The sequence below is a fragment of the Streptomyces sp. NPDC004539 genome, from assembly GCF_040610055.1.
GTDB lineage: Bacteria > Actinomycetota > Actinomycetes > Streptomycetales > Streptomycetaceae > Streptomyces.
Map to the genome: position 1 here is coordinate 1 of NZ_JBEXLS010000028.1, position 20,476 is coordinate 20,476.

At 72.4% G+C, this 20,476-nt stretch carries 22 protein-coding genes and 1 riboswitch; of the genes, 5 read left to right on the forward strand and 17 right to left on the reverse strand.

Annotated elements, in window-relative coordinates; translation table 11 throughout:
- Positions 1-6: 6 nt before the first annotated feature.
- The 4 genes from ABZX85_RS40090 to ABZX85_RS40105 all read right to left on the reverse strand — a co-directional run bounded on the left by ABZX85_RS40090 (position 7) and on the right by ABZX85_RS40105 (position 2,984).
- Positions 7-882, reverse strand: a complete 876-nt coding sequence (locus ABZX85_RS40090) for an SDR family oxidoreductase (RefSeq protein WP_355880640.1) — start codon at positions 880-882, stop codon at positions 7-9.
- Between the two features lie 46 nt (positions 883-928).
- The gene (locus tag ABZX85_RS40095) at positions 929-1,399 is read right to left on the reverse strand and encodes a VOC family protein (protein WP_355880643.1); all 471 of its coding nucleotides are present in this window, start codon (positions 1,397-1,399) and stop codon (positions 929-931) included.
- A gap of 164 nt (positions 1,400-1,563) precedes the next feature.
- A complete protein-coding gene (locus ABZX85_RS40100) occupies positions 1,564-2,328 on the reverse strand; it encodes a response regulator transcription factor (RefSeq protein WP_355880646.1) in 765 nt (254 codons plus the stop codon).
- A gap of 161 nt (positions 2,329-2,489) precedes the next feature.
- Positions 2,490-2,984 carry a DoxX family protein gene (locus tag ABZX85_RS40105; RefSeq protein WP_355880648.1) on the reverse strand — a complete coding sequence of 165 codons (495 nt, stop codon included), beginning with the start codon at positions 2,982-2,984 and terminating at the stop codon, positions 2,490-2,492.
- An 83-nt stretch (positions 2,985-3,067) separates the two neighbouring features.
- Here ABZX85_RS40105 and ABZX85_RS40110 point away from each other — a divergent pair, with 83 nt between their 5' ends.
- Complete coding sequence (locus ABZX85_RS40110) at positions 3,068-4,108, forward strand: LLM class F420-dependent oxidoreductase (RefSeq protein WP_355880650.1); 1,041 nt, start codon at positions 3,068-3,070, stop codon at positions 4,106-4,108.
- 68 nt (positions 4,109-4,176) lie between these two features.
- Here the strand turns inward: ABZX85_RS40110 and ABZX85_RS40115 are convergent, their stop codons facing one another.
- The gene (locus tag ABZX85_RS40115) at positions 4,177-4,992 is read right to left on the reverse strand and encodes an SDR family oxidoreductase (RefSeq protein ID WP_355880653.1); all 816 of its coding nucleotides are present in this window, start codon (positions 4,990-4,992) and stop codon (positions 4,177-4,179) included.
- Positions 4,993-5,154: 162 nt separating this feature from the next.
- On the opposite strand from ABZX85_RS40115, the gene ABZX85_RS40120 reads away from it, so the two are divergent.
- Complete coding sequence (locus ABZX85_RS40120) at positions 5,155-5,850, forward strand: TetR/AcrR family transcriptional regulator (RefSeq protein ID WP_355880656.1); 696 nt, start codon at positions 5,155-5,157, stop codon at positions 5,848-5,850.
- 1 nt (position 5,851) lies between these two features.
- Here the strand turns inward: ABZX85_RS40120 and ABZX85_RS40125 are convergent, their stop codons facing one another.
- Both ABZX85_RS40125 and ABZX85_RS40130 read right to left on the reverse strand, forming a co-directional pair.
- The gene (locus ABZX85_RS40125) at positions 5,852-6,778 is read right to left on the reverse strand and encodes a hypothetical protein (RefSeq protein WP_355880659.1); all 927 of its coding nucleotides are present in this window, start codon (positions 6,776-6,778) and stop codon (positions 5,852-5,854) included.
- On the reverse strand, positions 6,775-8,838 hold the full coding sequence (locus tag ABZX85_RS40130) for a PEP/pyruvate-binding domain-containing protein (protein WP_355880662.1): 2,064 nt from the start codon (positions 8,836-8,838) through the stop codon (positions 6,775-6,777). The genes ABZX85_RS40125 and ABZX85_RS40130 overlap by 4 nt, the downstream gene beginning before the upstream one ends.
- A 167-nt stretch (positions 8,839-9,005) precedes the next feature.
- Between ABZX85_RS40130 and ABZX85_RS40135 the strand changes: the two genes are divergently transcribed.
- Both ABZX85_RS40135 and ABZX85_RS40140 read left to right on the forward strand, forming a co-directional pair.
- Positions 9,006-9,449, forward strand: a complete 444-nt coding sequence (locus ABZX85_RS40135) for an Rrf2 family transcriptional regulator (protein WP_355880665.1) — start codon at positions 9,006-9,008, stop codon at positions 9,447-9,449.
- A 74-nt stretch (positions 9,450-9,523) separates the two neighbouring features.
- Positions 9,524-10,714, forward strand: a complete 1,191-nt coding sequence (locus ABZX85_RS40140) for a globin domain-containing protein (protein WP_355880668.1) — start codon at positions 9,524-9,526, stop codon at positions 10,712-10,714.
- On the opposite strand, the gene ABZX85_RS40145 is transcribed toward ABZX85_RS40140, so the two are convergent.
- The 9 genes from ABZX85_RS40145 to bla all read right to left on the reverse strand — a co-directional run bounded on the left by ABZX85_RS40145 (position 10,699) and on the right by bla (position 19,002).
- Positions 10,699-11,478 carry a phosphotransferase gene (locus tag ABZX85_RS40145; RefSeq protein ID WP_355880671.1) on the reverse strand — a complete coding sequence of 260 codons (780 nt, stop codon included), beginning with the start codon at positions 11,476-11,478 and terminating at the stop codon, positions 10,699-10,701. The two genes, ABZX85_RS40140 and ABZX85_RS40145, sit on opposite strands and share 16 nt — an antisense overlap.
- Positions 11,479-11,510: 32 nt before the next feature.
- Entirely contained in the window at positions 11,511-12,521 is a 1,011-nt protein-coding gene (locus ABZX85_RS40150; protein WP_355880673.1) for an aldo/keto reductase family protein, read from the reverse strand.
- Between the two features lie 73 nt (positions 12,522-12,594).
- Positions 12,595-12,888, reverse strand: a complete 294-nt coding sequence (locus ABZX85_RS40155) for a hypothetical protein (RefSeq protein WP_355880676.1) — start codon at positions 12,886-12,888, stop codon at positions 12,595-12,597.
- A 63-nt stretch (positions 12,889-12,951) separates the two neighbouring features.
- Positions 12,952-13,698 (reverse strand): CbtA family protein, encoded by a 747-nt coding sequence (locus ABZX85_RS40160; RefSeq protein WP_355880679.1) that lies wholly within the window; start codon positions 13,696-13,698, stop codon positions 12,952-12,954.
- Between the two features lie 22 nt (positions 13,699-13,720).
- Positions 13,721-13,942 (reverse strand): CbtB-domain containing protein, encoded by a 222-nt coding sequence (locus tag ABZX85_RS40165; protein ID WP_355880682.1) that lies wholly within the window; start codon positions 13,940-13,942, stop codon positions 13,721-13,723.
- A gap of 62 nt (positions 13,943-14,004) precedes the next feature.
- A riboswitch (cobalamin riboswitch) is annotated at positions 14,005-14,072 on the reverse strand.
- A gap of 154 nt (positions 14,073-14,226) precedes the next feature.
- Positions 14,227-15,171, reverse strand: coding sequence for a glycosyl hydrolase (locus ABZX85_RS40170; protein ID WP_355880684.1), 945 nt, complete (start codon positions 15,169-15,171; stop codon positions 14,227-14,229).
- Positions 15,168-16,172 carry a LacI family DNA-binding transcriptional regulator gene (locus tag ABZX85_RS40175; RefSeq protein ID WP_355880687.1) on the reverse strand — a complete coding sequence of 335 codons (1,005 nt, stop codon included), beginning with the start codon at positions 16,170-16,172 and terminating at the stop codon, positions 15,168-15,170. Before ABZX85_RS40175 ends, ABZX85_RS40170 begins: the two co-directional genes overlap by 4 nt.
- A 21-nt stretch (positions 16,173-16,193) precedes the next feature.
- Positions 16,194-17,711 carry an alpha-L-arabinofuranosidase C-terminal domain-containing protein gene (locus ABZX85_RS40180; RefSeq protein WP_355880690.1) on the reverse strand — a complete coding sequence of 506 codons (1,518 nt, stop codon included), beginning with the start codon at positions 17,709-17,711 and terminating at the stop codon, positions 16,194-16,196.
- Between the two features lie 391 nt (positions 17,712-18,102).
- A complete protein-coding gene (gene bla, locus ABZX85_RS40185) occupies positions 18,103-19,002 on the reverse strand; it encodes a class A beta-lactamase (protein WP_355880692.1) in 900 nt (299 codons plus the stop codon).
- Between the two features lie 104 nt (positions 19,003-19,106).
- Between bla and ABZX85_RS40190 the strand changes: the two genes are divergently transcribed.
- Positions 19,107-19,766 carry a 1,4-alpha-glucan branching protein gene (locus ABZX85_RS40190; RefSeq protein WP_355880695.1) on the forward strand — a complete coding sequence of 220 codons (660 nt, stop codon included), beginning with the start codon at positions 19,107-19,109 and terminating at the stop codon, positions 19,764-19,766.
- Positions 19,767-19,836: 70 nt separating this feature from the next.
- Here the strand turns inward: ABZX85_RS40190 and ABZX85_RS40195 are convergent, their stop codons facing one another.
- Positions 19,837-20,463, reverse strand: a complete 627-nt coding sequence (locus tag ABZX85_RS40195; protein ID WP_355880698.1) for a TetR/AcrR family transcriptional regulator — start codon at positions 20,461-20,463, stop codon at positions 19,837-19,839.
- Positions 20,464-20,476: the final 13 nt, after the last annotated feature.

The window sequence follows — 20,476 nt, forward strand, 5'->3', positions numbered from 1 at the left end:
CGCGTTCTATCCGCCGCTGCTGGTGAAGAAGCTCGGGGACGAGTTGCCGCGGTTCCGTGGGGCGGGGGCGGCGCCGGTGGGGTTCAGTTCGCCGGCGAGGACCTCGATGCCGTTGACGAAGCTCGCCTCGTCGGACAGCAGGAACGCGACGACGGCCGCGACCTCCTCGGAGCGGCCGGTGCGGCCGAGCGGGGTCGCCTCGACGAGCTGCTTCATCGTGGCGTGCTCGGCGGCCTCCTGGCGGCCCTGCGGGGTGTCGATGATGCCCGGCGCGAGCGAGCAGACCCGGGCGCCGGCCGCGCCGAGGCGGACGGCCTCCTTGCGGGCGAAGCGGGCGACGCCGTGCTTGGCCCAGGGGTAGGCGAGCGCGGACTGCTCGACACCGGGTCCGACGGCCGCGCGGATGCGGTCGAGGAAGGCCGGATGGAGCGGCTCGTCGAGGATCTCGGCGGTCTCGGCGTCCGGCTCGACGCGGGCCAGCAGATGGGACATCGAGGAGAAGTAGACGTGCGCGGTGCCTTCGACGGCCAGCGGGCGCAGCGCCTCGGCGAGGAGGGCGGTGCCGATGAGGTCGACCTCGAAGATGCGGCGCCAGTCGGCCATGGTGGGCGAGATCCCGGCGGCGTGCGCGACGGCACGCAGGGTGCCCGCCTCACGGACGCGGCCTGCGAGCCGGGCGAGACCCTCACGGTCGGTGACGTCGAGGGCGAACGCCTCGGCGGTGGCACGGTGGCCGCCCGCGTTCAGGTCCTTCGCGACGGCGGAGACGGTCGTCTCGTCGCGGTCGACGAGGAGCAGGACGTCCACCATGTCGGCGAGGCGGCGAGCGCACGCCTCTCCCATGCCGCGTCCGGCGCCGGTGGCGATTCCTACGGTCGTCATTGCTGCTCCTCGGTGAGAACGGTGGGTGGGTGCGCGCACGGGGGCCTCATGCGTTCCAGGCCCGTTCCAGTGAGGGCCGGGCGGCCCTGCTGACGAGTTCGACGCGGAAGCCGGTCTGCCGTGTGCTGCGCAGGAACGCGAAGAACGGCCGTCCGTCGGGGCCGACGCGGGTCGCCTCGGTCTCGTAGCCGTGGCGTTCGAGCGCGGCCGTGTCGGCGGCGACGTCGTCGGACCAGTAGCCGAAGTGGTGGATGCCCGAGCCGGCCGTCGGCTCCCAGAGGGTGCCGGGGACGCGGCGGACGATCTCCAGGCGGGGTGCCGAGGCCGACGCCCGTGAGTAGGCGCAGCGGAAGTCGATCGAGGTGTCCCCGGTGGGCAGGCGGACCTCGGTGGGGCCGCCCATGTCGTCGCACCAGTCGATGCCGAGCACCTCCGTGAGCTGGTGTTTCGTCGCCTCGAAGTCCTCGGCGACGATGCCCACGTGGAACTGGTCGGTGGGGCGCAGGATGCCGGGCATGGTCTCTCCTCGCTGGTGTGCCGTGCGTGGCCCCAGGCAATCAAGGAGAGCCGACACCTCTCGGACCGCTTCCGGACAGTTTCCTGACGTGACGGGGGTCACGCCGGGGAGGTGCTCAGGGGGTGCGTTCCGGGGCGGGAGCGGCCTCGGCGTGCGCCTCGGGTTCAGCCTCGGGGTGCGCCGAGCTGGTAGCCGAAGCCCCGGACGGTGTGGATGAGAGTGGTCTCCTCTCGGCCGGTCTCCTGGCCGGCCTCCCGGCCGCCCTTCTGGTCGGTCTTCTGGTCGACTTTCTGGCGCAGCCGGGAGACGAGCTTCTCGATGGCCTCGCCCGCCCGCCCCTCCCCCCACACGTGCCGGCTGATCTGCTCCTTCGACACGACGCGCTCGGCGTTGGCCAGCAGGTGGTGCAGGAGCCGGTACTCGGCGGGGCTGAGGCCGAGCGGGCGGGCGCCCCGCCGGGCCCGGCAGGTCGCGTCGTCGAGGACCAGGTCGGCGTAGGAGGAGACGCCGGGCGCGCGGGCGGTGCGGCGGTCGCGCAGGAGGAGTTCGGCGCGGGCCAGGACCTCGGTGGTGCGCAGGGGCCGGGTGACGTAGTCCTCGGCGCGTCCGCCGAGTTCGGGCAGGAGGGTGTGGAGGTACTCGCAGGTGATCAGGAAGAGGAGGGGCGGGATCTCGGCCGTGGTGTGCCGCAGCCCGCGCGGCATGGCTCTCAGGTCGGGGAGGGTGGCGTCCCAGACGACCAGGTCGTAGCGGCGTCTCCTGATCCGGGCCAGTCCTTCCGCGCCGCTGGCCGCCGCGCCGGCGACGGTGTATCCGGCGAGCTGGAGGGTCGTGGTGAGGAGGTCGATCTCGCCGGTGTCCCCCGCGACGATCAGCACGTCCCGTCCGGTGCGGCGGAGGGTCGGCGGCTTGTGGAGCGTGTGCGTCATGGCCGGGCCTCTCGTACGGGGTGCCGTCCCGCCCGCCGGGGCTCCGGTCGCCTCGGCCGCCGAGGGGCGTGACAGCGCGAACGTCGGACCACAGTAACAGGTACTTGCCTAACTCAAGCAATACCCGTGCGGGCACTTCCCTCGCGGGTTCCGGGCACGCTCTACGCGGATTCCGGCCGCCGCCAGAACAGCGCGAGCTGAGCGGCGGCGGCCCCCACCCCCAGTCCGGCCGCGAGGGCGGCGCGGCGGGGGCCGTCGAGCGGAGCGTCCACCCCGAGCACCCGGTCCACACTGAGCCGTCCGGGACCGAGCGCGGCGAGCGCGACCGACGCGACCCCGAGGTTGAGCACGAACTCGTACCCCTCGTTCACGACGAAGAACCCGTTGGCTGAGTGCACTGATCCTGCGGCGACCCCCATCGCCCCGACGACGGCGGAAGCGGCCAGCGGAGTGGCGACACCCGCCACCAGGGCGACCCCCGCCCCCACCTCGACGACCGCGCTCGCCACCGCCTGCACACGCGGCCGACGGAAGCCGACCGACTCGAACCACCCGGCAGTTCCGTCCAGCGTCCGCGCATGCCGCACCCCGTGCGCGATCATCGTCCCGCCGACCACCGCACGCAGCGCGCACCGGGCCACATCAGCGCCGTCCACACGGCCCCCTTCCACGACTCCAGAAGCTTCACCGACAATAGAGTGTACTTTATTGACCTGACCGGCATGGGACGGAGCCCGGAATGCGTATCGGCATGCCCCTGAGCTACAGCGGCGGCTTCAAGGAGACGGTCGACCGGCTCCGCGACTACGAGCGGGCCGGGCTGGACATCGTCTTCGTCCCCGAGGCGTACTCGTACGACGCGATCAGCCAGCTCGGCTACATCGCCGCGCGCACCGAGCGCCTGGAGATCGCGTCCGGCGTCCTCCAGATCTACACCCGCACCCCCACGCTCACCGCGATGACGGCGGCCGGCCTCGACCATGTCTCCGACGGCCGCTTCACCCTCGGCCTCGGCGCCTCCGGACCCCAGGTCGTCGAGGGGTTCCACGGGGTGCCGTACACCGCTCCCCTGGCGCGGACCAGGGAGATCGTGGAGATCTGCCGGGCGGTGTGGCGACGGGAGAGGCTGGTGCACGAGGGCCGGCACTACCGCGTCCCACTGCCGCCCGGGGAGGGGACGGGGCTCGGGGTGCCGCTCAAGCTCATCAACCGGCCGCTGCGGGAGCGCATCCCCGTCGTGCTGGCCGCGATCGGGCCGCGGAACGTGGCGCTGGCCGCCGAGATCGCCGAGGGGTGGATGCCGATGTTCTTCCACCCCGAGAAGGCCGCCGGGGTGTGGGGCGCGGCGCTGGCCGAGGGGACGGCACGCCGGGACCCGTCCCTCGGCGCGCTCGACGTCGTCGTCTCCCCGCCGCTCGCGATCGGCCCGGACGCCGGACGGCTGCTGGACCTCGCCCGGCCTCAACTGGCTTTGTACATCGGGGGGATGGGCGCGCGCGGGCACAACTTCTACCAGGATCTGGCACGGCGGTACGGATACGGGGAGGAGGCGGCCGTCGTCCAGGAGCTGTACCTGTCCGGCCGCAAGGAGGCGGCAGCGGCGGCCGTACCGGAGGAGCTGGTGCGGGCGACCTCCCTGGTGGGACCGGTCTCGTACGTCGCCGAACGCCTCGCCGCCTTTCGGACGGCGGGCGTCACGACGCTTCAGGTGCGGCCGTTGGCGCCGGACGCGGGGCAGCGGCTCGCGGATGTGGAGCGGCTGAAGGGGCTGGTGTCGTAGAACGACCCACAGCCCGCCTCAGACGCGGGAAACGGGTCAAGTCTCACGTTCAGGTTTAGCGTTACTCTTCAGTCCCCCTCCTCCGCCGCGCACATCCCCCCGTCCACGACGACGTCCGTCCCCGTCATGAAGCTCGCCCCGTCCGACAGCAGGAACGCGATCACGGCCGCGACCTCGTCGTACCGTCCGACGCGGTCCAGCGGTGTGCGTCCGATGAGGCGCCGCACCGACTCGTACCGCGCGGCCTCCTGCCGGAGTTCGGGGGTGTCGATCGCGCCCGGCGAGACGGAGCAGACCCGTGCGCCGGCCGGTCCGAGCCGTACCGACTCCGCGCGGACGAAACGCTGGACGCCGTAGGTCGCCCAGGGGTAGGCCCAGGCGGGGTCCTCGACGGCGGGGCCGATCGCGTCGCGGAGCCGGTCGGCCAGCTCCGGGTCGGCCGGGGTGTCGAGGACGGCCGCGACCAGCGGGGTCGGCTCGACGCGGGCGAGGAGCGGGGAGACGGAGGCGCAGTACACGAAGGCGGTCCCGGCGGCTGCCAGCGGGCGCAGCGCCTCCGCGAGGAGGGCGGCGGCGCCGAAGTCGACCTCGACGATGCGCCGCCAGTCGGCCTCCTCCGGCGAGACGGTCTCGGTGTGCGCGACGGCGCGCAGGGTGCCCAGTTCACCGGCGCGGGCCGCCAGCCGGGCGAGGCTCTCCGGGTCGGTGACGTCCACGGCCAACGGCTCGACGGCGCCGTACCCGGCGAGGTCCTTGGCCGTCGCTTCCGCGGCCGTGGCGTCGCGGTCGGTGAGCAGCAGTACGTCGGTCGTGCCCGCGAGTCGGCGTGCGCACGCCTCTCCCGTGCCGTGTCCCGCGCCGGTGACGATTCCTACCGTGGTCATGCGCCACTCCTCCTTGAGTGATCCTTGGTCGGACGAGTCTCTCGCGACCTGCGGGCTTCCCGGCCCGTCGCGGCGCGTTTCCCTGGCCGCCTCGTCCACGCGGGCCCTGTACGTCGGCTTTAATCGGTACGTCGTCACGTCGCACAACGGGGAGAGGAACCCATGCCACGACCGCCGGGCCACGGACCGGGCTTCGAGGTCAGACGCCAGAAGATCATCGACATCGCGGCGGCGCTGTTCGCGCGGCAGGGGTACGCGGCGACGTCCATCAACGACCTGGGCCAGGCCGTCGGACTCGCGAAGGGGGCCCTGTACTACTACATCGGCTCCAAGGAGAACCTGCTGGTCGAGATCCAGTCGCGGGTCATGGGCCCGCTGCTGACCCGGACCCGGCAGATCGCGGAGCTCGAAGAGGCGCCGCTGCTGCGGCTGCGGCTGCTGTCGGAGTCGCTGCTGACGATCATCTTCCGGCGCCTGGACCACATCTGGGTCTACGAGCACGACTACCGCAGCCTGAGCGGCGTCGAGCTCAAGACGCTGCTGAGCCAGCGGTCCGCGTTCGAGCAGTCGGTGTCGGACCTCCTCGAAGAGGCCATGGAGCAGGGCACGTTCCGGGCGATGCCGCCCCGGCTCGCGACGCTTCAGTTCCTGAACCTGCACAACCACACCTATCAATGGGTGAACCCGGAGGGGGACTGGACGGCCCCCCACCTGGCCCGTGAGTACTGCGCGACCCTGTTCCGCGGCTTCGGTGCCCCCGACCACCTGCTGCCGAAGGTCGAGGAGCAGGCCGCGGCGTTCCTGCGCGACCACCCGGATCTCCCCCTCGACCCGGAGGAGACCTGGGAGCCGTCCTGACTCACTCCTTGCGGTACGCCTGACCCTCCCCGATCACCGTCGCGACCGTCCGGTTCGTGCTCGCGTCCTCGATGCAGCCGCGCAGCCGCATCAGGTCGTGATCGGGCAGGGCGGGCCGGAGCACCGCGCTGTAGACACCGTCCTCCAGCCGGCTGAGCGTCGCCTTGTCGTTGCGTGCGGCCGTCGAGCGACGGCACGTCTCCCACAGGTCCTGCGCGGCGAGCTGACGGGCCTGTTCGCCGCCGGTGCCGCTGAACTCGACCTGGAAGACGACGGTGGTCCCGGCCGCGTCGGGGGTGTCCTCGGCGCGGGTCTGCGTCGCGTCGGCGAGCGCCGTCCACAGCACGGGGACCAGGATCAGTCCACCGGCCGCGGCTGCCGCGGCGACCGCCTTGCGCCCGCTGTTCGCGGGGGCGGTGGCCGGGCGGTTCTCCAGGGTCGTACGGGGGTCGCGGGGGCCCGGCTCGGGTGCGGTGAGGGCCGCGAGGCGGCCGGCGAGGCGGCGTTCCGCGCCGGGGCGCGCGGTGGCTCCGGCGATCTTCTGGATCACCATCGCGACCCCGGACAGGGCGGCGCCGGCCGCCATGAGGACCGGTACGAAGACGAACGTCCGCTGGGTGCCGTCGAGTTCCTGCATGTCCACCGACCGCACCCAGCGGAACTGTCCCGGGTGCTGGTGACGGCTCTGCTCCAGCCTGCGCCGGACCTCCTCGACCCGGGCGTCGGAGCGTTCCATGCGCTCCTCGATCCTCGCGAACCGGGTCAGCAGGATCACGGTGGCGAGGAAGACCTCGACGATCAGGAGCAACATGCCGGACATCAGGGCGCGTTGCCACTCCCAGCGGGTGAGGTACAGGACCATGTAGTAGCCGGCGTAGGCGGCGGACAGGCCGCCGAAGGTGTAGCCGGCGAGACGGACGCTTCTCATGCCGCGACCTCCTCTCCGAGTGCGGCGACGACCGCGCCGGTCGCGCCGTCGACGGTCAGCGGGGTGCCGTCCGGGAACCGGTCCACGGCCTCGTGCACCCCGACGGCGGTGGGGACCTTGAACTCGCGGGCCAGGACGGCGAGATGGGACAGCGCGCTGCCGGTCTCCGCGACGAGCCCGGCGAGCCCCGGCAGCAGCGGTGCGAGCGCCGGGTCCAGCGAACGCACCACGAGCACGGGCTGCTCCGGCCGGACTCCCTTGCCGTCCCAGGCGGTTCCGCTCCCGAACCCGCCCCCCGCGCCCTGCCCGTCCCCGTCACGCCGGCCCGGCAGTGCTTCGGCGACGGGTACGCCGTCGGCGAGCCGGAAGGCGGTGGGCAGTTGACCGGCGTCCAGCGGGCGGGGCTCGCGTGCGAGGAGGTCGGGGGGTGGGGCTCCGTCGTCGGTGGCCTGGACGAGTTCCGCCCAGGTCAGCAGGGTGAGCCGGGACAGTCCCGGGGCGCAGTCGCCGAGGCGTGAGCGGTTCGCCAGCTCGCGTATCGCCTGGGCCTGCATCTCCTGCACCCAGCGAATCCGCAGCCGGAGCCCTTCGCGCACCGGGAGAGCGCCGACCCCGCGCGGGAGGGTCGTCCAGCCGGTGTGGTCCGGGAGCCGGTGCCGGCGGCCGAGGGTGGGCGGCAGGAGGGCGAGCAGCACCGGGTACTGGTCGAGGAGTTCCTCGTCCGTGAGGCCCCGGCCGCGCCCTTCCGCCAGTGTCGCGAGGGCCTCGCCCGCGGCGGTCGCGCCGGAGCCGGGGCCGAGGAGCGCGCCCGCGAGGGACTCCTGCGCGTGCAGGGCGGAGAGGGTCTCGCGGCCCCAGGAGAGGGCGTCGAGGAGTTGGCCGACGAGGAGTTGGCCCGGTTCGGGGAGGTCGGCGAGGGAGCGGTCGACGTCGGCCATCAGGTCGACGGCCAGCAGCGGGAGGGCGGACTTGAGGCGGCCGATGCGCCAGGCGGCCCCGGCGCGGCGGGCATTGGGGGCCGGGTTGATGAAGTCCAGCACCGGGTGGGCCGAGGGGACCGCGCCGAGGAGGCGCAGGTCGGCGGCGGCCCGGCCGTCGACGGTGGTGACGACGGGGAGCTTGCGCAGGGCGCCGCGGGGTGCCGCGCCGGCGATGTCGAGGGCGAGGGTGAGGCCGTGGGACATCGGGGCGACCCACAGGTCCTCCTCCAGGGGCTGGAGGGTGCCGGGGAGGGTCTCGGCGACGGGGCCGGGGCCGAGGAGGCGGGCGCCGGGGTCGGGGCGGGCGGCCATCGCGGTGATCGGGCGGGCCTGGAACAGCCAGAGTCCGCCGTCCGCGTCGAAGCCGAACTCCATGTCCTGGGGGCCGCCGAAGACGCGCTCGGTCCTCTTGGCGAGCGCGACGAGCCGGGTGATCGGGCGGCGGGTCAGAAGGCGTTCGCCCCGGGGTTCGGCGGGTTCCGTGCGGACGAGGCGGGCGAAGCGGGTGAGCTGGTAGCGGACGCCCTGGGTGCTGCCGTCGACCAGTTGGTCGGGGCCGCCGCGTACCGCGCTGACCAGGATGCGGTCCGTGCGGCCCGCGACCGGGTCGGCCGTGAACATGACGCCGCCGATCGCGGCGCGCAGCATCGGCTGCACGAGGACAGCCATCCCGGCGTCCGGGGGTGTGCCGGCCGCCGGGCGCAGCACCTGGACGCGGCGGGCCGAGTCGAGGACGGTCCGGACGGCGGTGAGGAAGTCGCCCCAGCCCCGGACGTCGAGCACCGAGTCGAAGCGGCCCGCCATCGAGGAGTCCTCGGTGTCCTCGTGGGCCGAGGAGGAGCGGACGACGAGGGCGCCGTGGGTGTTCGCGAGCGATTCCCACGCCGCCCGTACCGCCTCCTCCCCCGCGTCCGCGCCGGGTGCGCGGTCGGCCGGCACCAGGACGAAGCCCGGGAGCACCGGGAGGCCCGCGACCGCCGAGCGGGCCAGGTTCGCGGCCTTCGCCCCGGTGACCGTCGCGTCCTTCGCCCGGTCCGTGTCCAGCGGGACCACGGCCAGGTCCGTCATCTGAAGTCTCATGATCTGCCCCTCACGCCGGCAGAGGGGGTCGCACCCCGCTCCGGGCACCTAATTGCTTAACTCAGACAAGCATATTCATTTGCTTACGTCAATCAAGGGTTTTGATGTGAAGGGGATCTCCCGCCCGTAAATAGGTATCGCACATGCGTATTTGATAGCGTCGAGGCATGCGGTTGACGAAGTTCACCGACCTGGCCCTGCGTGCCGTAATGCGGCTCGCGGTCGTGGATGAGGGCATGTCCGTCACCTCGCGGGAGGTCGCGGAGGCGATGGACGTGCCGTACAGCCATATGACGAAGGCGATCAGCAGGCTCCAGCATCTCGGTGTGGTGGAGGCCAGGCGGGGCCGTAGCGGGGGGCTGGTACTGACCCCGTTGGGGCGGCGGGCCTCGGTCGGGTGGCTGGTGCGTGAGCTGGAGGGGGACACCGAGGTCGTCGCCTGCGAGGGCGATCCGCCGTGTCCGCTGCGTGCGGCGTGCCGGCTGCGGGGGGCGTTGCGGGAGGCGCAGGAGGCGTTCTTCGCCGCGCTCGATCCGCTCGTGATCGCCGACCTGGTGGCCCCGCCGACCGGTCCGGTGCTCGTCGGCCTCGCGGTGCGCCGCCCGGAGTGAGACGTCCGTGCGGTCCGGCCGCGATGCTTTACGCCCGATAATTGGAATCTAAGACGCTAATTTAGGAGGTCCCGATGCTCTCCGAGCGGTCGGTCCCTGTCATCCGTCGGACGCTGCCCGTGGTGGGCGCCCACATCGAGAAGATCGCGGGACTGTTCTACGAGGGTCTCTTCGCCGCCCACCCCGAGCTGCTGCGCGACCTGTTCAACCGGGGCAACCAGGCCAACGGCGAACAGCGCGCCGCGCTCGCGGGGTCGATCGTGGCCTACGCGGGCATGCTGGTCGACAAGGCCGACGCATCCAGTGCTTCCGACGCCGGCCCCTCCCACTCCCCCGCGTCCGGTGCCCGCCCGGACGCCATGCTCGCCCGCATCGCCCACAAACACGCCTCCCTCGGCATCGAGCCCGCTCAGTACAAGGTCGTCCACACCCACCTCTTCGCCGCGATAGCCGAGGTCCTCGGCGACGCGGTGACGCCCGAGGTCGCCGCCGCCTGGGACGAGGTGTACTGGCGGATGGCCGACACCCTGATCGGCGCCGAGACGGAACTCGTGCGGGAGAAGGGCGGCTGGCAGGAGCTGACGATCGCCGAGCGCCGCGAGGAGACCCCGGACGTCGTCTCCCTCACGCTCAAGGACCCGCGCGGCACCTTCCTGCCCGGCCAGTTCGTGAGCGTGCGGGTCCAACTCCCGGACGGCGCCCACCAGATCCGCCAGTACAGCCTGTCGCGCGGCCCCGCCCACCCCGACTGGCGGATCACCGTGAAGCGCGTCCACGACCCCCTCCGCCCCGACGGCGAGGTCTCCAACCGGCTCCACACGCACGCCCGTCCGGGCGACACCCTCACCGTCTCCGCCCCCTACGGCACCCTCACCCTCCCGGACGGCGACACCCCGCTCCTCCTCGCCTCCGCCGGGATCGGCACGACCCCGATGCTCTCGATGCTGGACCACCTCGCGACGGTCCGCTCACGCCGAGAGATCACCGTCGTCCACGCCGACCGCACCCCGGCCACCCACGCCCACCGCACCGAACTCCTGGCCCTGGTCGAGCAGTTGCCGAACGCGACCCTCCACCTGGCCTACGACCGCCACGCGGACCTCGACGCAGTCGCCCTCCCTCCGGACGTCACCGCTCTCCTCTGCGGCCCCCTCCCCTTCCTCCGCATGGTCCGCGCCGGCCTCCTCCGCAAGGGCGTCCCGGCCGACGCGATCCACTACGAACTGTTCAGCCCCGACCACTGGTCGGCTCAGAGCAGCGCCTGAGCCCAGCTCTCCTCTCGCGCCTCGATGTACTCGGCGTCCTCTCGCCAGGCGTTCCCGTGGCCCTCGTCCCAGAGGGTCGCCCAGGGCTGGTCGCCCCGCGCGCGGCTGTCGCGCAGGAAGTCGTGCATCGCCCGCGCCCGGCGCCCCAGCATGGGGACGAGTTCCCGGCGTTCGGCCTCGTCCAGCCCGTAGGCGTCGGCGAAGACCCGCAGGCGCGCGGCGGCATCGGTGCGCCGCCAGTCCGGGTGGGCGGAGAGCGGGACGAAGCCCCGGATCGCGTAGGCGACGTCCCACAGCCGGGACCCCGGGGCGGCGGTGTCCCAGTCGATGAACGCCCAGCCGTTCTCCCCGTCGGTCACGAGGTTCCACGGCGCCAGATCCTGGTGCGCGACGATCTCGGCGCCCTCGGCCGGCACCAGCGTCTGCCAGCGGGCGTCGGGCGGCGGCGTGAAGCCCTGTACGGCGTCGTGGAACTCGCGGACGAGCCGGGCGACGCGGGCGAGGTGCTCCACCGGTTCCACGAGGGCGAACCGGTGCGGCCAGACCACCTCGCCGGGGACGAACGTCAGGACCTCGCGGCCCTGTTCGTCGATCCCGAGCGGGCGCGGAGCCGCCCGGAAGCCGACGTCGTGCAGATGGGTGAGGAGCGCGTGGACCGCCGGGGTCCAGGGCCCGGCGGGGCGGCGGACGGTGTCCCCGATCCGTACGACGCCCGCGCTGGCGTTCCCTCCGGACAGGGGGTGTTCGGTGTCGTCCTGATGCATGGGAGCACTGTGGACCACCGCCGGGCGTGCCCTCACCCGGTTTTCGGCCGGCGGGTCACGCCTTCCCGGGCGCCGGGGGCGAGTGTCGGGGCGGTGACCGGGGTGTCCCCGAGGGCGGTGTCGACGGCCGCCAGCAGGTCCGCGTCCAGTTCCACGCCGGAGGCCGCCGCGTTGGCGTGGACCTGCTCCGGCCGGGAGGCGCCGACGATCGCCGAGGCGACCTCGGTGCGCCGCAGGACCCAGGCGAGCGCCAGCGTCGTCAGGCTCAGGCCCGCCTCCTCGGCGATCGGCCTGAGCCGTTCGACGGCGTTCAGGTTGGCCTCGGTGTGGACGAGCCCCTTGGCCTCGCCCATCGTGTCGCTCGCGAACCGGCTGCCCTGCGGGGCGGGTCGGCCCGGCCGGTACTTGCCGGTGAGGAGTCCCTGGGCGAGCGGTGACCACACGATCTGCGCGATGCGGTTCTCCGCGCAGAGGCCGAACACCTCGGCCTCCGGCGCCTGCCAGAGCATCGAGTACTGCGGCTGCGACGACACGAAGAGTCCCGGTCCCGCGACGTCGATACCGGCCCGGATCTGTTCCGGCGTCCACTCGCTGAACCCGATGTACCGAGCCTTGCCCTGCGCCACGATCTTCTGGAACGCCTCGACGGTCTCCTCGACCGGCACGTCCGGGTCGAAGCGGTGCGCCTGGTAGAGGTCGACGTGGTCGGTGCGCAGCCGGCGCAGCGAGGCGTCGATCTGCCGGGCGATCTGGGCGGCGGACAGGCCCCGGTCGTGCGGGTCGTCCGACATGGGGAAGCCGAGTTTGGTGGCCAGGACGTAGGACTCGCGCGGATAGGCCGACAGGATCTCGCCCCACGCCTCCTCGGCCGCGCCGCGCCCGTAGACGTTGGCGGTGTCGAAGAAGGTGATGCCCGCGTCGAAGGCCGCCGCCGTGCACTCCCGTGCGGCGTCCTGGCCGACGCCGCCGGAGTAGGTGAGCCAGGACCCCAGGGAGATCTCGGAGACCTCCAGGTCAGAGCTGCCGAGTGTGCGGTGTCGCATGGGTGCTCCTTGAACCGGCCGGGTGACGGCTTGTGTGACGATCCGGGGTCCATGTGACCACACGGGGGCCGGTTCAGCGGGGGTTGCGGTGGCGGTGCAGGAGGGCGGCGACCGCGCAGCGCAGGCAGTCCTCGGCGGGCGGTGCGTCGGGGCGGGGGTGGCAGGGGGTCCGGGCGCCGATCAGGGACTCCAGTTCGGTGAGGAGGCGTTCGGTGCGTCTGGCCTGCTGGGCGAGGACACGGACGCGGGCGCTCTGGCCGCCGATCTGACGCCGGCTGGCGACGAGCCGTTCGTACTCCTCGACGGTGAGGGCGACCGCCTCACGGCCGCCGAGGGTGATGCGGCGCGGCTGGGGGCTCCTGGCCACTCGGTTCCTCCGCTCCTCGCCAGGAGACACGCGAGGGCCCCCGGTTCCGGGGGCCCTCCCATGTCAGACGGTGACGGCGTCGCGCCGGGTCACGGGGCTCGGTTTCAGGAGCCGTTCGGCCAGCTCCCCGAAGGCCAGCCCGAAGACGCTCCACAAGGTGGCCTGGATGGCGAGCGCGGACAGCCGGAACCGCCACAGCACGGTCGCCGGGAAGTCCGCCGGGACCTCGTTGATCGTCGGCAGGAACGCGTACGCCAGTCCGGTCGCGGCGACGAACGCGGCGAGCGCGGCGACCGTCGCCCACCAGTTGCCCAGCTCGGGCGCGAGCCGCTTGCCCAGGAGGGTGGCGGCGACGGCGAGCAGGACGCTCAGCAGGAGCATCAGGAAGTAGAGGGTGGTCCGCTTCCCGATGGTGTCGCCGTTGCCGACGGCGGGCGGGTTGGCGGGGTACTTGAGGAACGGGACGACGTAGACGGCGAGCAGCGCGCAGCCGGACAGCAGGAGCGCGGTCGCGCGGGGGCCGAAGCGTCCGACCCTGCCGAGGGCGAAGCAGTAGGCGAGGGCGGCGATGCCGCCGAAGGCGACGCCGTAGACGAGGATGCCGGTGGCGAGGCCGGCCGTGGACTGGAGGGACCGGGAGACGAGTTCGACCTCGTCGCCGTGGTCGTGGGAGTGCGCGGCCTCGAAGCCGATCGCCTTGTCGACGTAGGGCTCGCCCAGGAAGTAGGCGACGACCAGGGCGAGCACGCCGGCGGCGAGGCCGGCGAGCATGCCCCGCACGAGGAGGTTCCGTACGGTGAGGGAGTTCATGGTGGTGTCGGTTTCCCTCGCGTCAGTGGCAGGGGAAGCCGAGCAGGTGGCGGGCGTCGTGCACCCACTCGTGGACGCCCTCGCCGGAGACGACGGACAGGGCGCCCTGCTCGGCGCCGACGAAGTACAGCAGGACCAGCATGAGGACGCCGAAGAAGACGGCCCAGGGGGCGATCGCCTTCAGCGGCAGTTTGGCGGGGAGTTCGGGGGTGGCGGTGGTCGGCTGGGCGACGTGCTGCGCCATGGCAGGGCCTCCTTCGGGAGTTCGCGTCCCGTCTCGGTGGTGCTCCTGACGACCGGCTACGGGTCTGACTCACCCCTCCGCCGGGAGGGGCACACAGTGGCGCGACCGTGCCGGGTTTCCACCGGCTTCCGTCCTGCCGTCGTCGTTGTCGGGGCGAGAATACCGTGTGACGTGTACTCGACCAACCCCTCGTCACCAGGCATGTTCCACCGACCGCCGCCCGGCGTCGGCGGTTCGGTGCCCCGTCCGCCCCACGCGCCACGCCCGACGGCCCGACGGCCCGCTCAGCCGTCCTCGGGGTCCGGGCCGAGGTCCAGCTCCGTCGGGGCGCGGTCGCAGTGCAGGACGCCGTCGACGACGCGGGCGGTGGCGACCTGGAGGGAGGAACGCCGGGTGCGGTGGGTGCCGTCGTCGTCGGTGATGCCGGGCGGGCGGCCGGGGTGGGTGAAGTAGAAGACGTACGCGGTGTCGCCCTGGACGACGACGTCGGCGTGGTGCCCGATGTTGCCGTCGTCCACGCGGTGGCCGGGGGCGTCGAGGACGAGGCCCTGGTACTCCCAGGTGGTGAGGTCGGCGGAGCGGAAGACGCCCTGGCCGCGCCATTCGTCGACGAGCATCCAGTGGGCGCCGCCGAGCGTGAAGACGTTGGGGCCTTCGTGCGGGCGGTGGTCGAGGACGACGCCGGTCGGCTTCCACTCGTGGAGGTCGGGGCTGTCGGCGGCGCAGGTCGCGGAGCCCCTCGTCTCGTCCTTGAACCACATGCGCCAGCCGCCGTCCGGGAGGGGGTGGACGCAGGCGTCGATGACACGGTCGGAGTCGAGGCCGAGGGCGCCGTGGAACGTCCAGGCCAGCAGGTCGGGGCTGGTGTAGTGGCGGATCTCGGCGGGGGCGGCCCAGGAGTCGGGGACGCCCCGGATGTAGCTGACGTACATGTGGTAGCGGCCGTCGTGCCAGACGATCTCCGGTGCCCAGAAGGTGTTGCGGCCCCACTCGGTGTCCAGGCCGGGGAGCGTGCCCCGGTAGGTCCAGGTCCGGCCGCCGTCGGCGGAGACGGCGACGCCGAGGTCGGTGCCGTGGACCCAGCCGGCGCCGGGGCCGTGAGCGGTGGTGCGGCGGTTCGTGTAGACGAGCCACCACTCCCCGGTCGCCCGGTTGAATATCGCCGTCGGGTCGGCGGCGCCGTCGTACACCGGGTCGCGGAAGAGGGGCGCGGGGGCCACGGGGTTCATCGTGGTGCTCCTTGCGGGCCGCCGGTCGACTCGCGGATCGCGAGCGTGAAGCCGCTCACGAACTCCTCGTACCGGGGCGGGGGTTCGTGCTGCTCGATACGGGTGAGGAGGAGGGCGACGGCGCGTTCGGCCATCGCGTCGTGGTCGGGGTCGACGCTGGAGAGGGAGGGGACGAGGTAGGCGCTCTCGGCGAGGTTGTCGAAGCCGATGACCTTGACCCGGCCGGGGACGGGGACGCCGGAGTCGGCGAGGCCGCGCAGGACGCCCGTGGCGAGGGTGTCGGTCACGCAGAACACGCCGTCGAAGCCGAGGCCGCCGGCGACCAGCTCCCGGGCGCAGCGCGCGCCGTCCTCCAGGCCGAACCGGGCGACCCTGCGGACCAGTCGGGGGTCCTCCGGGAGGCCCGCGTCACTCAGGGCCCGGCGGTACCCGGCGTGGCGGAGGCTGGAGGTGTCGACCTCGTCGACGTCCCCGCAGACCAGGACGATCCGCCGGCAGCCCCGTTCGATCAGGTGGCCGACGGCCGCGCGGGACGCCTCCAGGTTCGGCATGCCGACGTGGTCGACGGGGCCGCCGGTGATGCGGTCACCGAGGACCACCACCGGGTGGTCGACGGTGAGCCGCTCGGCGTCGGTCTGGCCGAGGCCGACGGCGCTGAGCAGGAGGCCGTCGTAGAGGCGGTTGCGGGAGAGGGAGAGGGCGTCGAGTTCGCTCTCCCGCGTGGCGGCGGTCTGTTCGATGCCGACGCGCAGGCCGTGGCGTCCGGCGGCGGCGATGACGCAGGACGCCAGCCGGCTGTAGTACGGGCTGTCGATCTGGGGCAGGGCGAGGCCGATCGTGCCGGTGCGGCCCTTGCGGAGGTTGCGGGCGGCGACGTTGACCCGGTAGTCGAGCCGGGCCATCGCCTCCAGGACCTTGTCCCTGGTCGCCTGGCGGACGTTGGGGTGGCCGTTGATGACGTTGGAGACGGTCATCGCGGACACCCCTGCCGCGTTCGCCACGTCCTGGATCGTCGCCACGGGTCAGTTCAGCGGGGCCTGGAGCGTGAGGAAGGAGTGCGGGGGCAGGGTGAGGGTCAGGGCGCCGTCCGTCGCCTTCACGCCGTCGAAGGGGCGCGGCGCGACCGTCTCCTTCGCCTCGGGCGTGTTGTGGCCGGCGATCGCGTCGGCCGTCAGGAGGCGGGCGACGGGGGTGCCGAGGGTGCCTCCCCGCAGGTCGAGGGTGACCTCGGCCGGTTCGCCGGCGTCGAGGTTGGAGAGGGAGACGAGGACCTTGCCGTCCTTGACGCTGGCGGAGACGGAGACCGTGGTCAGTTCCGCGTCGCCGACCGTGCGCCGGGCCTCGTCGGCCTTGAGGTGGACCGCGAGCGAGGTGGCGTCCTGGTGGTCCTTGTTCATCTCGAAGACGTGGTACGTCGGAGTGAGGACCAGCTGGTCGCCGTCGGTGAGGATCATCGCCTGGAGGACGTTGACCGTCTGGGCGATGTTCGCCATGTGGAGGCGGGCCGCGTGCTTGTGGAAGATGTCGAAGTGCGTGCTGGCGACGAGGGCGTCGCGCATGGTGTTCTGCTGGAAGAGGAAGCCCGGGTTGGTGCCCGGCTCGACGTCCCACCATGTGCCCCATTCGTCGAGGACCAGGCCGACCGTGCGTCCGCGGTCGTAGATGTCCATGACGGTGGAGTGTCCGGTGAGGAGGTCGTCGATGCGGCGGGCGGCGAGCATCGTGCGGTAGTAGTCGTCGGTGTCGAAGTCGGTCGAGCTGCCCTTCGCCTCCCACGGTCCGGCCAGTGTGTAGTAGTGAACGGACACCCCCTGGAAGAAGTTCCTGGGCGTCGCGTCGCAGCCGAAGCAGCTGATCTGCTGCATCAGCGTCTCGGTCCACTTGTAGTCGGCGTCCGAGGCACCGGAGGCGATCCGGTACAGCTTGTTGTCGCCGTGGTCGCGGCAGTAGGTGGCGTACTGGCGGGCCAGATCGGCGGAGTACTCGGCGCGCATGTTGCCGCCGCAGCCCCAGGTCTCGTTGCCGATGCCCCAGTACTTGACCTTCCACGGCTCCTCGCGGCCGTTGTCCTTGCGCAGCCGCACCATCGGGCTGTCGCCGTCGCGGGTGAGGTACTCGACCCACTCGCTCATCTCCCGCACGGTCCCCGAGCCGACGTTCCCGCTGATGTAAGGCTCCGCGCCCAGCAGTTCGCACAGCGCCATGAACTCGTGGGTGCCGAAGTGGTTGTTCTCCTCGACGTTCCCCCAGTGCGTGTTGACCATCCTCGGGCGCTCCTCGCGCGGCCCGACGCCGTCCCGCCAGTGGTACTCGTCCGCGAAACACCCGCCCGGCCAGCGCAGGTTGGGGATGTTCAGCGCCCTGAGGGCCTCCACGACGTCCAGCCTGATCCCGCCCTCGTTCGGAATCTCCGAGTCCTCCCCCACCCAGAACCCGCCGTAGATGCAACGGCCCAGGTGCTCGGCGAAGTGCCCGTACAGATGACGGCTGATCGTCGGCCCCTCGATGTCGAGGTTGATGACCGCGGTGGCGTTGGGCACAGCTGCTCCCCGAAGAATATGCGGTGTCGTGTACGACGATGAGGTGATCGTTTGTAGCGATAAAAACGCTCACACGGCGCCGCGCGCGGAGTCAAGGTCGCCCGGCGTCACGGGGGCCACGGAAACTTTCGCTGCGCGGAGTTGACGGAGGGTCGGCGCCGGGGGCCGGGGGCGGACAAGGGGGCGGCCTCTCGTCGCGTACCCGGGACACCACGTGCCGCCCGGCCCCGAGCACGGCCCACCGCACACTCCCGGAGGCCGAGCCGACCGTCGCCCTCCTCGACTCCACCGCGCACCCCGCAGACGCGGGCCCGCCGTCACCGGCCGCCCCGCCGTCGGCCCCGCTCACCCGCCCCGGCCGCTCCCTCCCCGCCTCACCCGCCCGTTCGTCTCACGCCAACTCCCCCGCCACCACCCCGGCGGCCCGCGCCACCAACGCGTTCTCGGACGGGCCCTGCTCGATCGGCTTCGTCGACAGGACCGCGACGACCAGCGGCGGCCTCCCGGGCGGCCAGACGACACCGGCGTCGTTGGCGGTGCCGTAACTGCCGGTGCCGGTCTTGTCGGCGAGGGTCCAGCCGGCGGGGAAACCGGCGCGGAAGCGGTCGATGTTGGTGCTGTTGGCGACCAGCCAGGAGGTGAGGAGGGCGCGGCCGGACGGGGAGAGGGCGTCGCCGAGGACGAGTTTCGCCAGCGTCCCGCTGATCGCCCGGGGAGTCGTCGTGTCCGTCTCCCGCCAGGGTTCCGCGGAGTTGAGGTCGGGCTCCCAGCGGTCGAGCCGCGTCTTGCGGTCACCCAGGCCGCGGGCGAGGCGGGTGACCGCGGTGGGTCCGCCCAGTCGACGCAGGAGGAGGTTGGCTGCGGTGTTGTCGCTGTGGGAGACGGCGGCGGAGCAGAGTTCCTCGACGGTCATGCCGGTCCCGACGTGCTGGGAGGTGATCGGAGCGTATCCGGAGGAGGTGACGTCCTCCTGCGTGTAGTGGATGCGCCGGGACAGGTCCACGCCCTCGCTCAGGATCGCTCCCGCCGCGACCGCCTTGAACACCGAGCACATCGGGAACCGTTCGTCCGCGCGGTGGGTGACGGTCCTCCCGGTGGCGGTGTCGTAGGCGAAGACGCCGAGCCGGGCGGAGTACTCACGCTCCAGTTCACCGAAAGCGTCCGGTTCTGCTTCTGCGAAGCCGTCCGGTTCGGCGGCGCGAGCCGAGGGCGTCACGGCCGTCAGGGCGATCCCGGCGCCCACCGCTAACAGCGTGCGTCGGCGGGGTCCGGTCATGTACGGATGTGTCATGGTCGTCCGTCCTCAGGGTCGTCGATCTCGGCTCAGTCGTTCAGGACGCGACCCGGAATCAAAAAGTTTCGATCATCACGTTCCTTGATGGAGAATCCGGGACCATGTCGATCATCCATCGCACCACGCTGAACCCGACCAAGCCGGAGCTGCTCACCCCCTGGCTCCCCACCCGCCTCTGGTACCGCGGCGGCACCACCGGCCCGCGGCTCGCCAAGGCCGGCGGCTTCCGCCTCGACGACCCCGAGGGCGTGGTCGGCATCGAGTTCTTCGTCGCCACGGACACCCCCGCCGACCCCGCGTCCGGCACCCCGCACGCCTACCTCTTCCCCCTCACCTACCGAGGCGCCCCTCTCCCCGACGCCGACCACGCCCTCGTCGGCACCCTGGAACACGGCGTCCTGGGCAAGCGCTGGGTGTACGACGGCGTCCACGACCCGGTCCTGACCTCCGCGCTCGCCGCCTTCCTCGCCGGACACCTCCGGCCCCAGGCGCAGAGCACGAACGACACCGTCGACGAGGAGATCACCCACGCCTACACGGGCGAGGCCCCGGTCCTGACCGGCGAGATCACCGTCACCGACACCCCCGAGGGCACGACCCTCACCACGCCGGACGGCCCCGCGATCCACTTCAACCGCGTCCTCACCGACGCTCCAGCCACCCCTCCGACGAACGCCCTCGGCCATGTGACCGGCGCCTGGGCCGCCCCCGACGGCACCCGCGTACGCGGCGTGTTCGCCGTGATCGAGCCCCGCGCCTGACCGACGCATCGAGTCGCACACCCGACGCCGATCACGCGAAGGAACCTGCCTCGCCCCCGCCGGCCGGCCCTCACCCCCCGGCCGGCATCCCCTCCGCCATCCCGTACACCGTCCGCGCGTGCAACTCGAACATCGCGACGAGATCCACCTCTTCCCCTCTGGTCTCCCGCTGCACGAACAACCCGTCTCCCCCGGCGACGGCGTACGTCACGAGCAGGTGCACGGCGGACTCGTCCAGGGCGGGGAACAGCGTCCGCACCACCTCCGCGAGCCGCTGCCGGGCCACCTCACGGACCTCGCGGAACACCACCCGCCCCTGGGGCTCCACGGGCCGGTGCTCCAGCGCCAGCATCAGCCCGAGCCGCAGGAAGTCCGGCGCGTCGACCAGCGACCGGGCGATGTCCGCGGCCATCGCGACGCACCGTTCCAGCGGAGTCCCCGCGTCCTCCCCGGGCAGGACGACGGCCGCGAGCCACGTCTCGAAGCTGCGCTCGATGACCGCCGCGATCAGGTCGTCCTTGTCCTTGAAGTGCCAGTAGATCGAGCTGGCGGGCAACCCGCACTTGGCGCTGACCACCGCGATGGACGTCCCCTCGTACCCCCGCTCCCCCGCGATCTCCACGGCGGCTTCGAGGATGCGGCGCCGTGACTCGACGCCGTTGGCGCGCTGCTTGCGGTCGGGTCTCGCCCGGGTCATGTGTGGGTCTCTC

What these genes read in the sequence shown, in the direction of transcription:
- ABZX85_RS40120 (WP_355880656.1), top strand. Translation starts at nt 5,155, where the DNA reads ATGCCACGACCGCCGGGCCACGGACCGGGCTTCGAGGTCAGACGCCAG.
- ABZX85_RS40145 (WP_355880671.1), bottom strand. Translation starts at nt 11,478, where the DNA reads ATGCATCAGGACGACACCGAACACCCCCTGTCCGGAGGGAACGCCAGC.
- ABZX85_RS40170 (WP_355880684.1), bottom strand. Translation starts at nt 15,171, where the DNA reads ATGAACCCCGTGGCCCCCGCGCCCCTCTTCCGCGACCCGGTGTACGAC.
- ABZX85_RS40100 (WP_355880646.1), bottom strand. Translation starts at nt 2,328, where the DNA reads ATGACGCACACGCTCCACAAGCCGCCGACCCTCCGCCGCACCGGACGG.
- bla (WP_355880692.1), bottom strand. Translation starts at nt 19,002, where the DNA reads ATGACACATCCGTACATGACCGGACCCCGCCGACGCACGCTGTTAGCG.
- ABZX85_RS40135 (WP_355880665.1), top strand. Translation starts at nt 9,006, where the DNA reads ATGCGGTTGACGAAGTTCACCGACCTGGCCCTGCGTGCCGTAATGCGG.
- ABZX85_RS40095 (WP_355880643.1), bottom strand. Translation starts at nt 1,399, where the DNA reads ATGCCCGGCATCCTGCGCCCCACCGACCAGTTCCACGTGGGCATCGTC.
- ABZX85_RS40140 (WP_355880668.1), top strand. Translation starts at nt 9,524, where the DNA reads ATGCTCTCCGAGCGGTCGGTCCCTGTCATCCGTCGGACGCTGCCCGTG.
- ABZX85_RS40160 (WP_355880679.1), bottom strand. Translation starts at nt 13,698, where the DNA reads ATGAACTCCCTCACCGTACGGAACCTCCTCGTGCGGGGCATGCTCGCC.
- ABZX85_RS40125 (WP_355880659.1), bottom strand. Translation starts at nt 6,778, where the DNA reads ATGAGAAGCGTCCGTCTCGCCGGCTACACCTTCGGCGGCCTGTCCGCC.
- ABZX85_RS40150 (WP_355880673.1), bottom strand. Translation starts at nt 12,521, where the DNA reads ATGCGACACCGCACACTCGGCAGCTCTGACCTGGAGGTCTCCGAGATC.
- ABZX85_RS40115 (WP_355880653.1), bottom strand. Translation starts at nt 4,992, where the DNA reads ATGACCACGGTAGGAATCGTCACCGGCGCGGGACACGGCACGGGAGAG.
- ABZX85_RS40190 (WP_355880695.1), top strand. Translation starts at nt 19,107, where the DNA reads ATGTCGATCATCCATCGCACCACGCTGAACCCGACCAAGCCGGAGCTG.
- ABZX85_RS40090 (WP_355880640.1), bottom strand. Translation starts at nt 882, where the DNA reads ATGACGACCGTAGGAATCGCCACCGGCGCCGGACGCGGCATGGGAGAG.
- ABZX85_RS40110 (WP_355880650.1), top strand. Translation starts at nt 3,068, where the DNA reads ATGCGTATCGGCATGCCCCTGAGCTACAGCGGCGGCTTCAAGGAGACG.
- ABZX85_RS40195 (WP_355880698.1), bottom strand. Translation starts at nt 20,463, where the DNA reads ATGACCCGGGCGAGACCCGACCGCAAGCAGCGCGCCAACGGCGTCGAG.
- ABZX85_RS40130 (WP_355880662.1), bottom strand. Translation starts at nt 8,838, where the DNA reads ATGAGACTTCAGATGACGGACCTGGCCGTGGTCCCGCTGGACACGGAC.
- ABZX85_RS40165 (WP_355880682.1), bottom strand. Translation starts at nt 13,942, where the DNA reads ATGGCGCAGCACGTCGCCCAGCCGACCACCGCCACCCCCGAACTCCCC.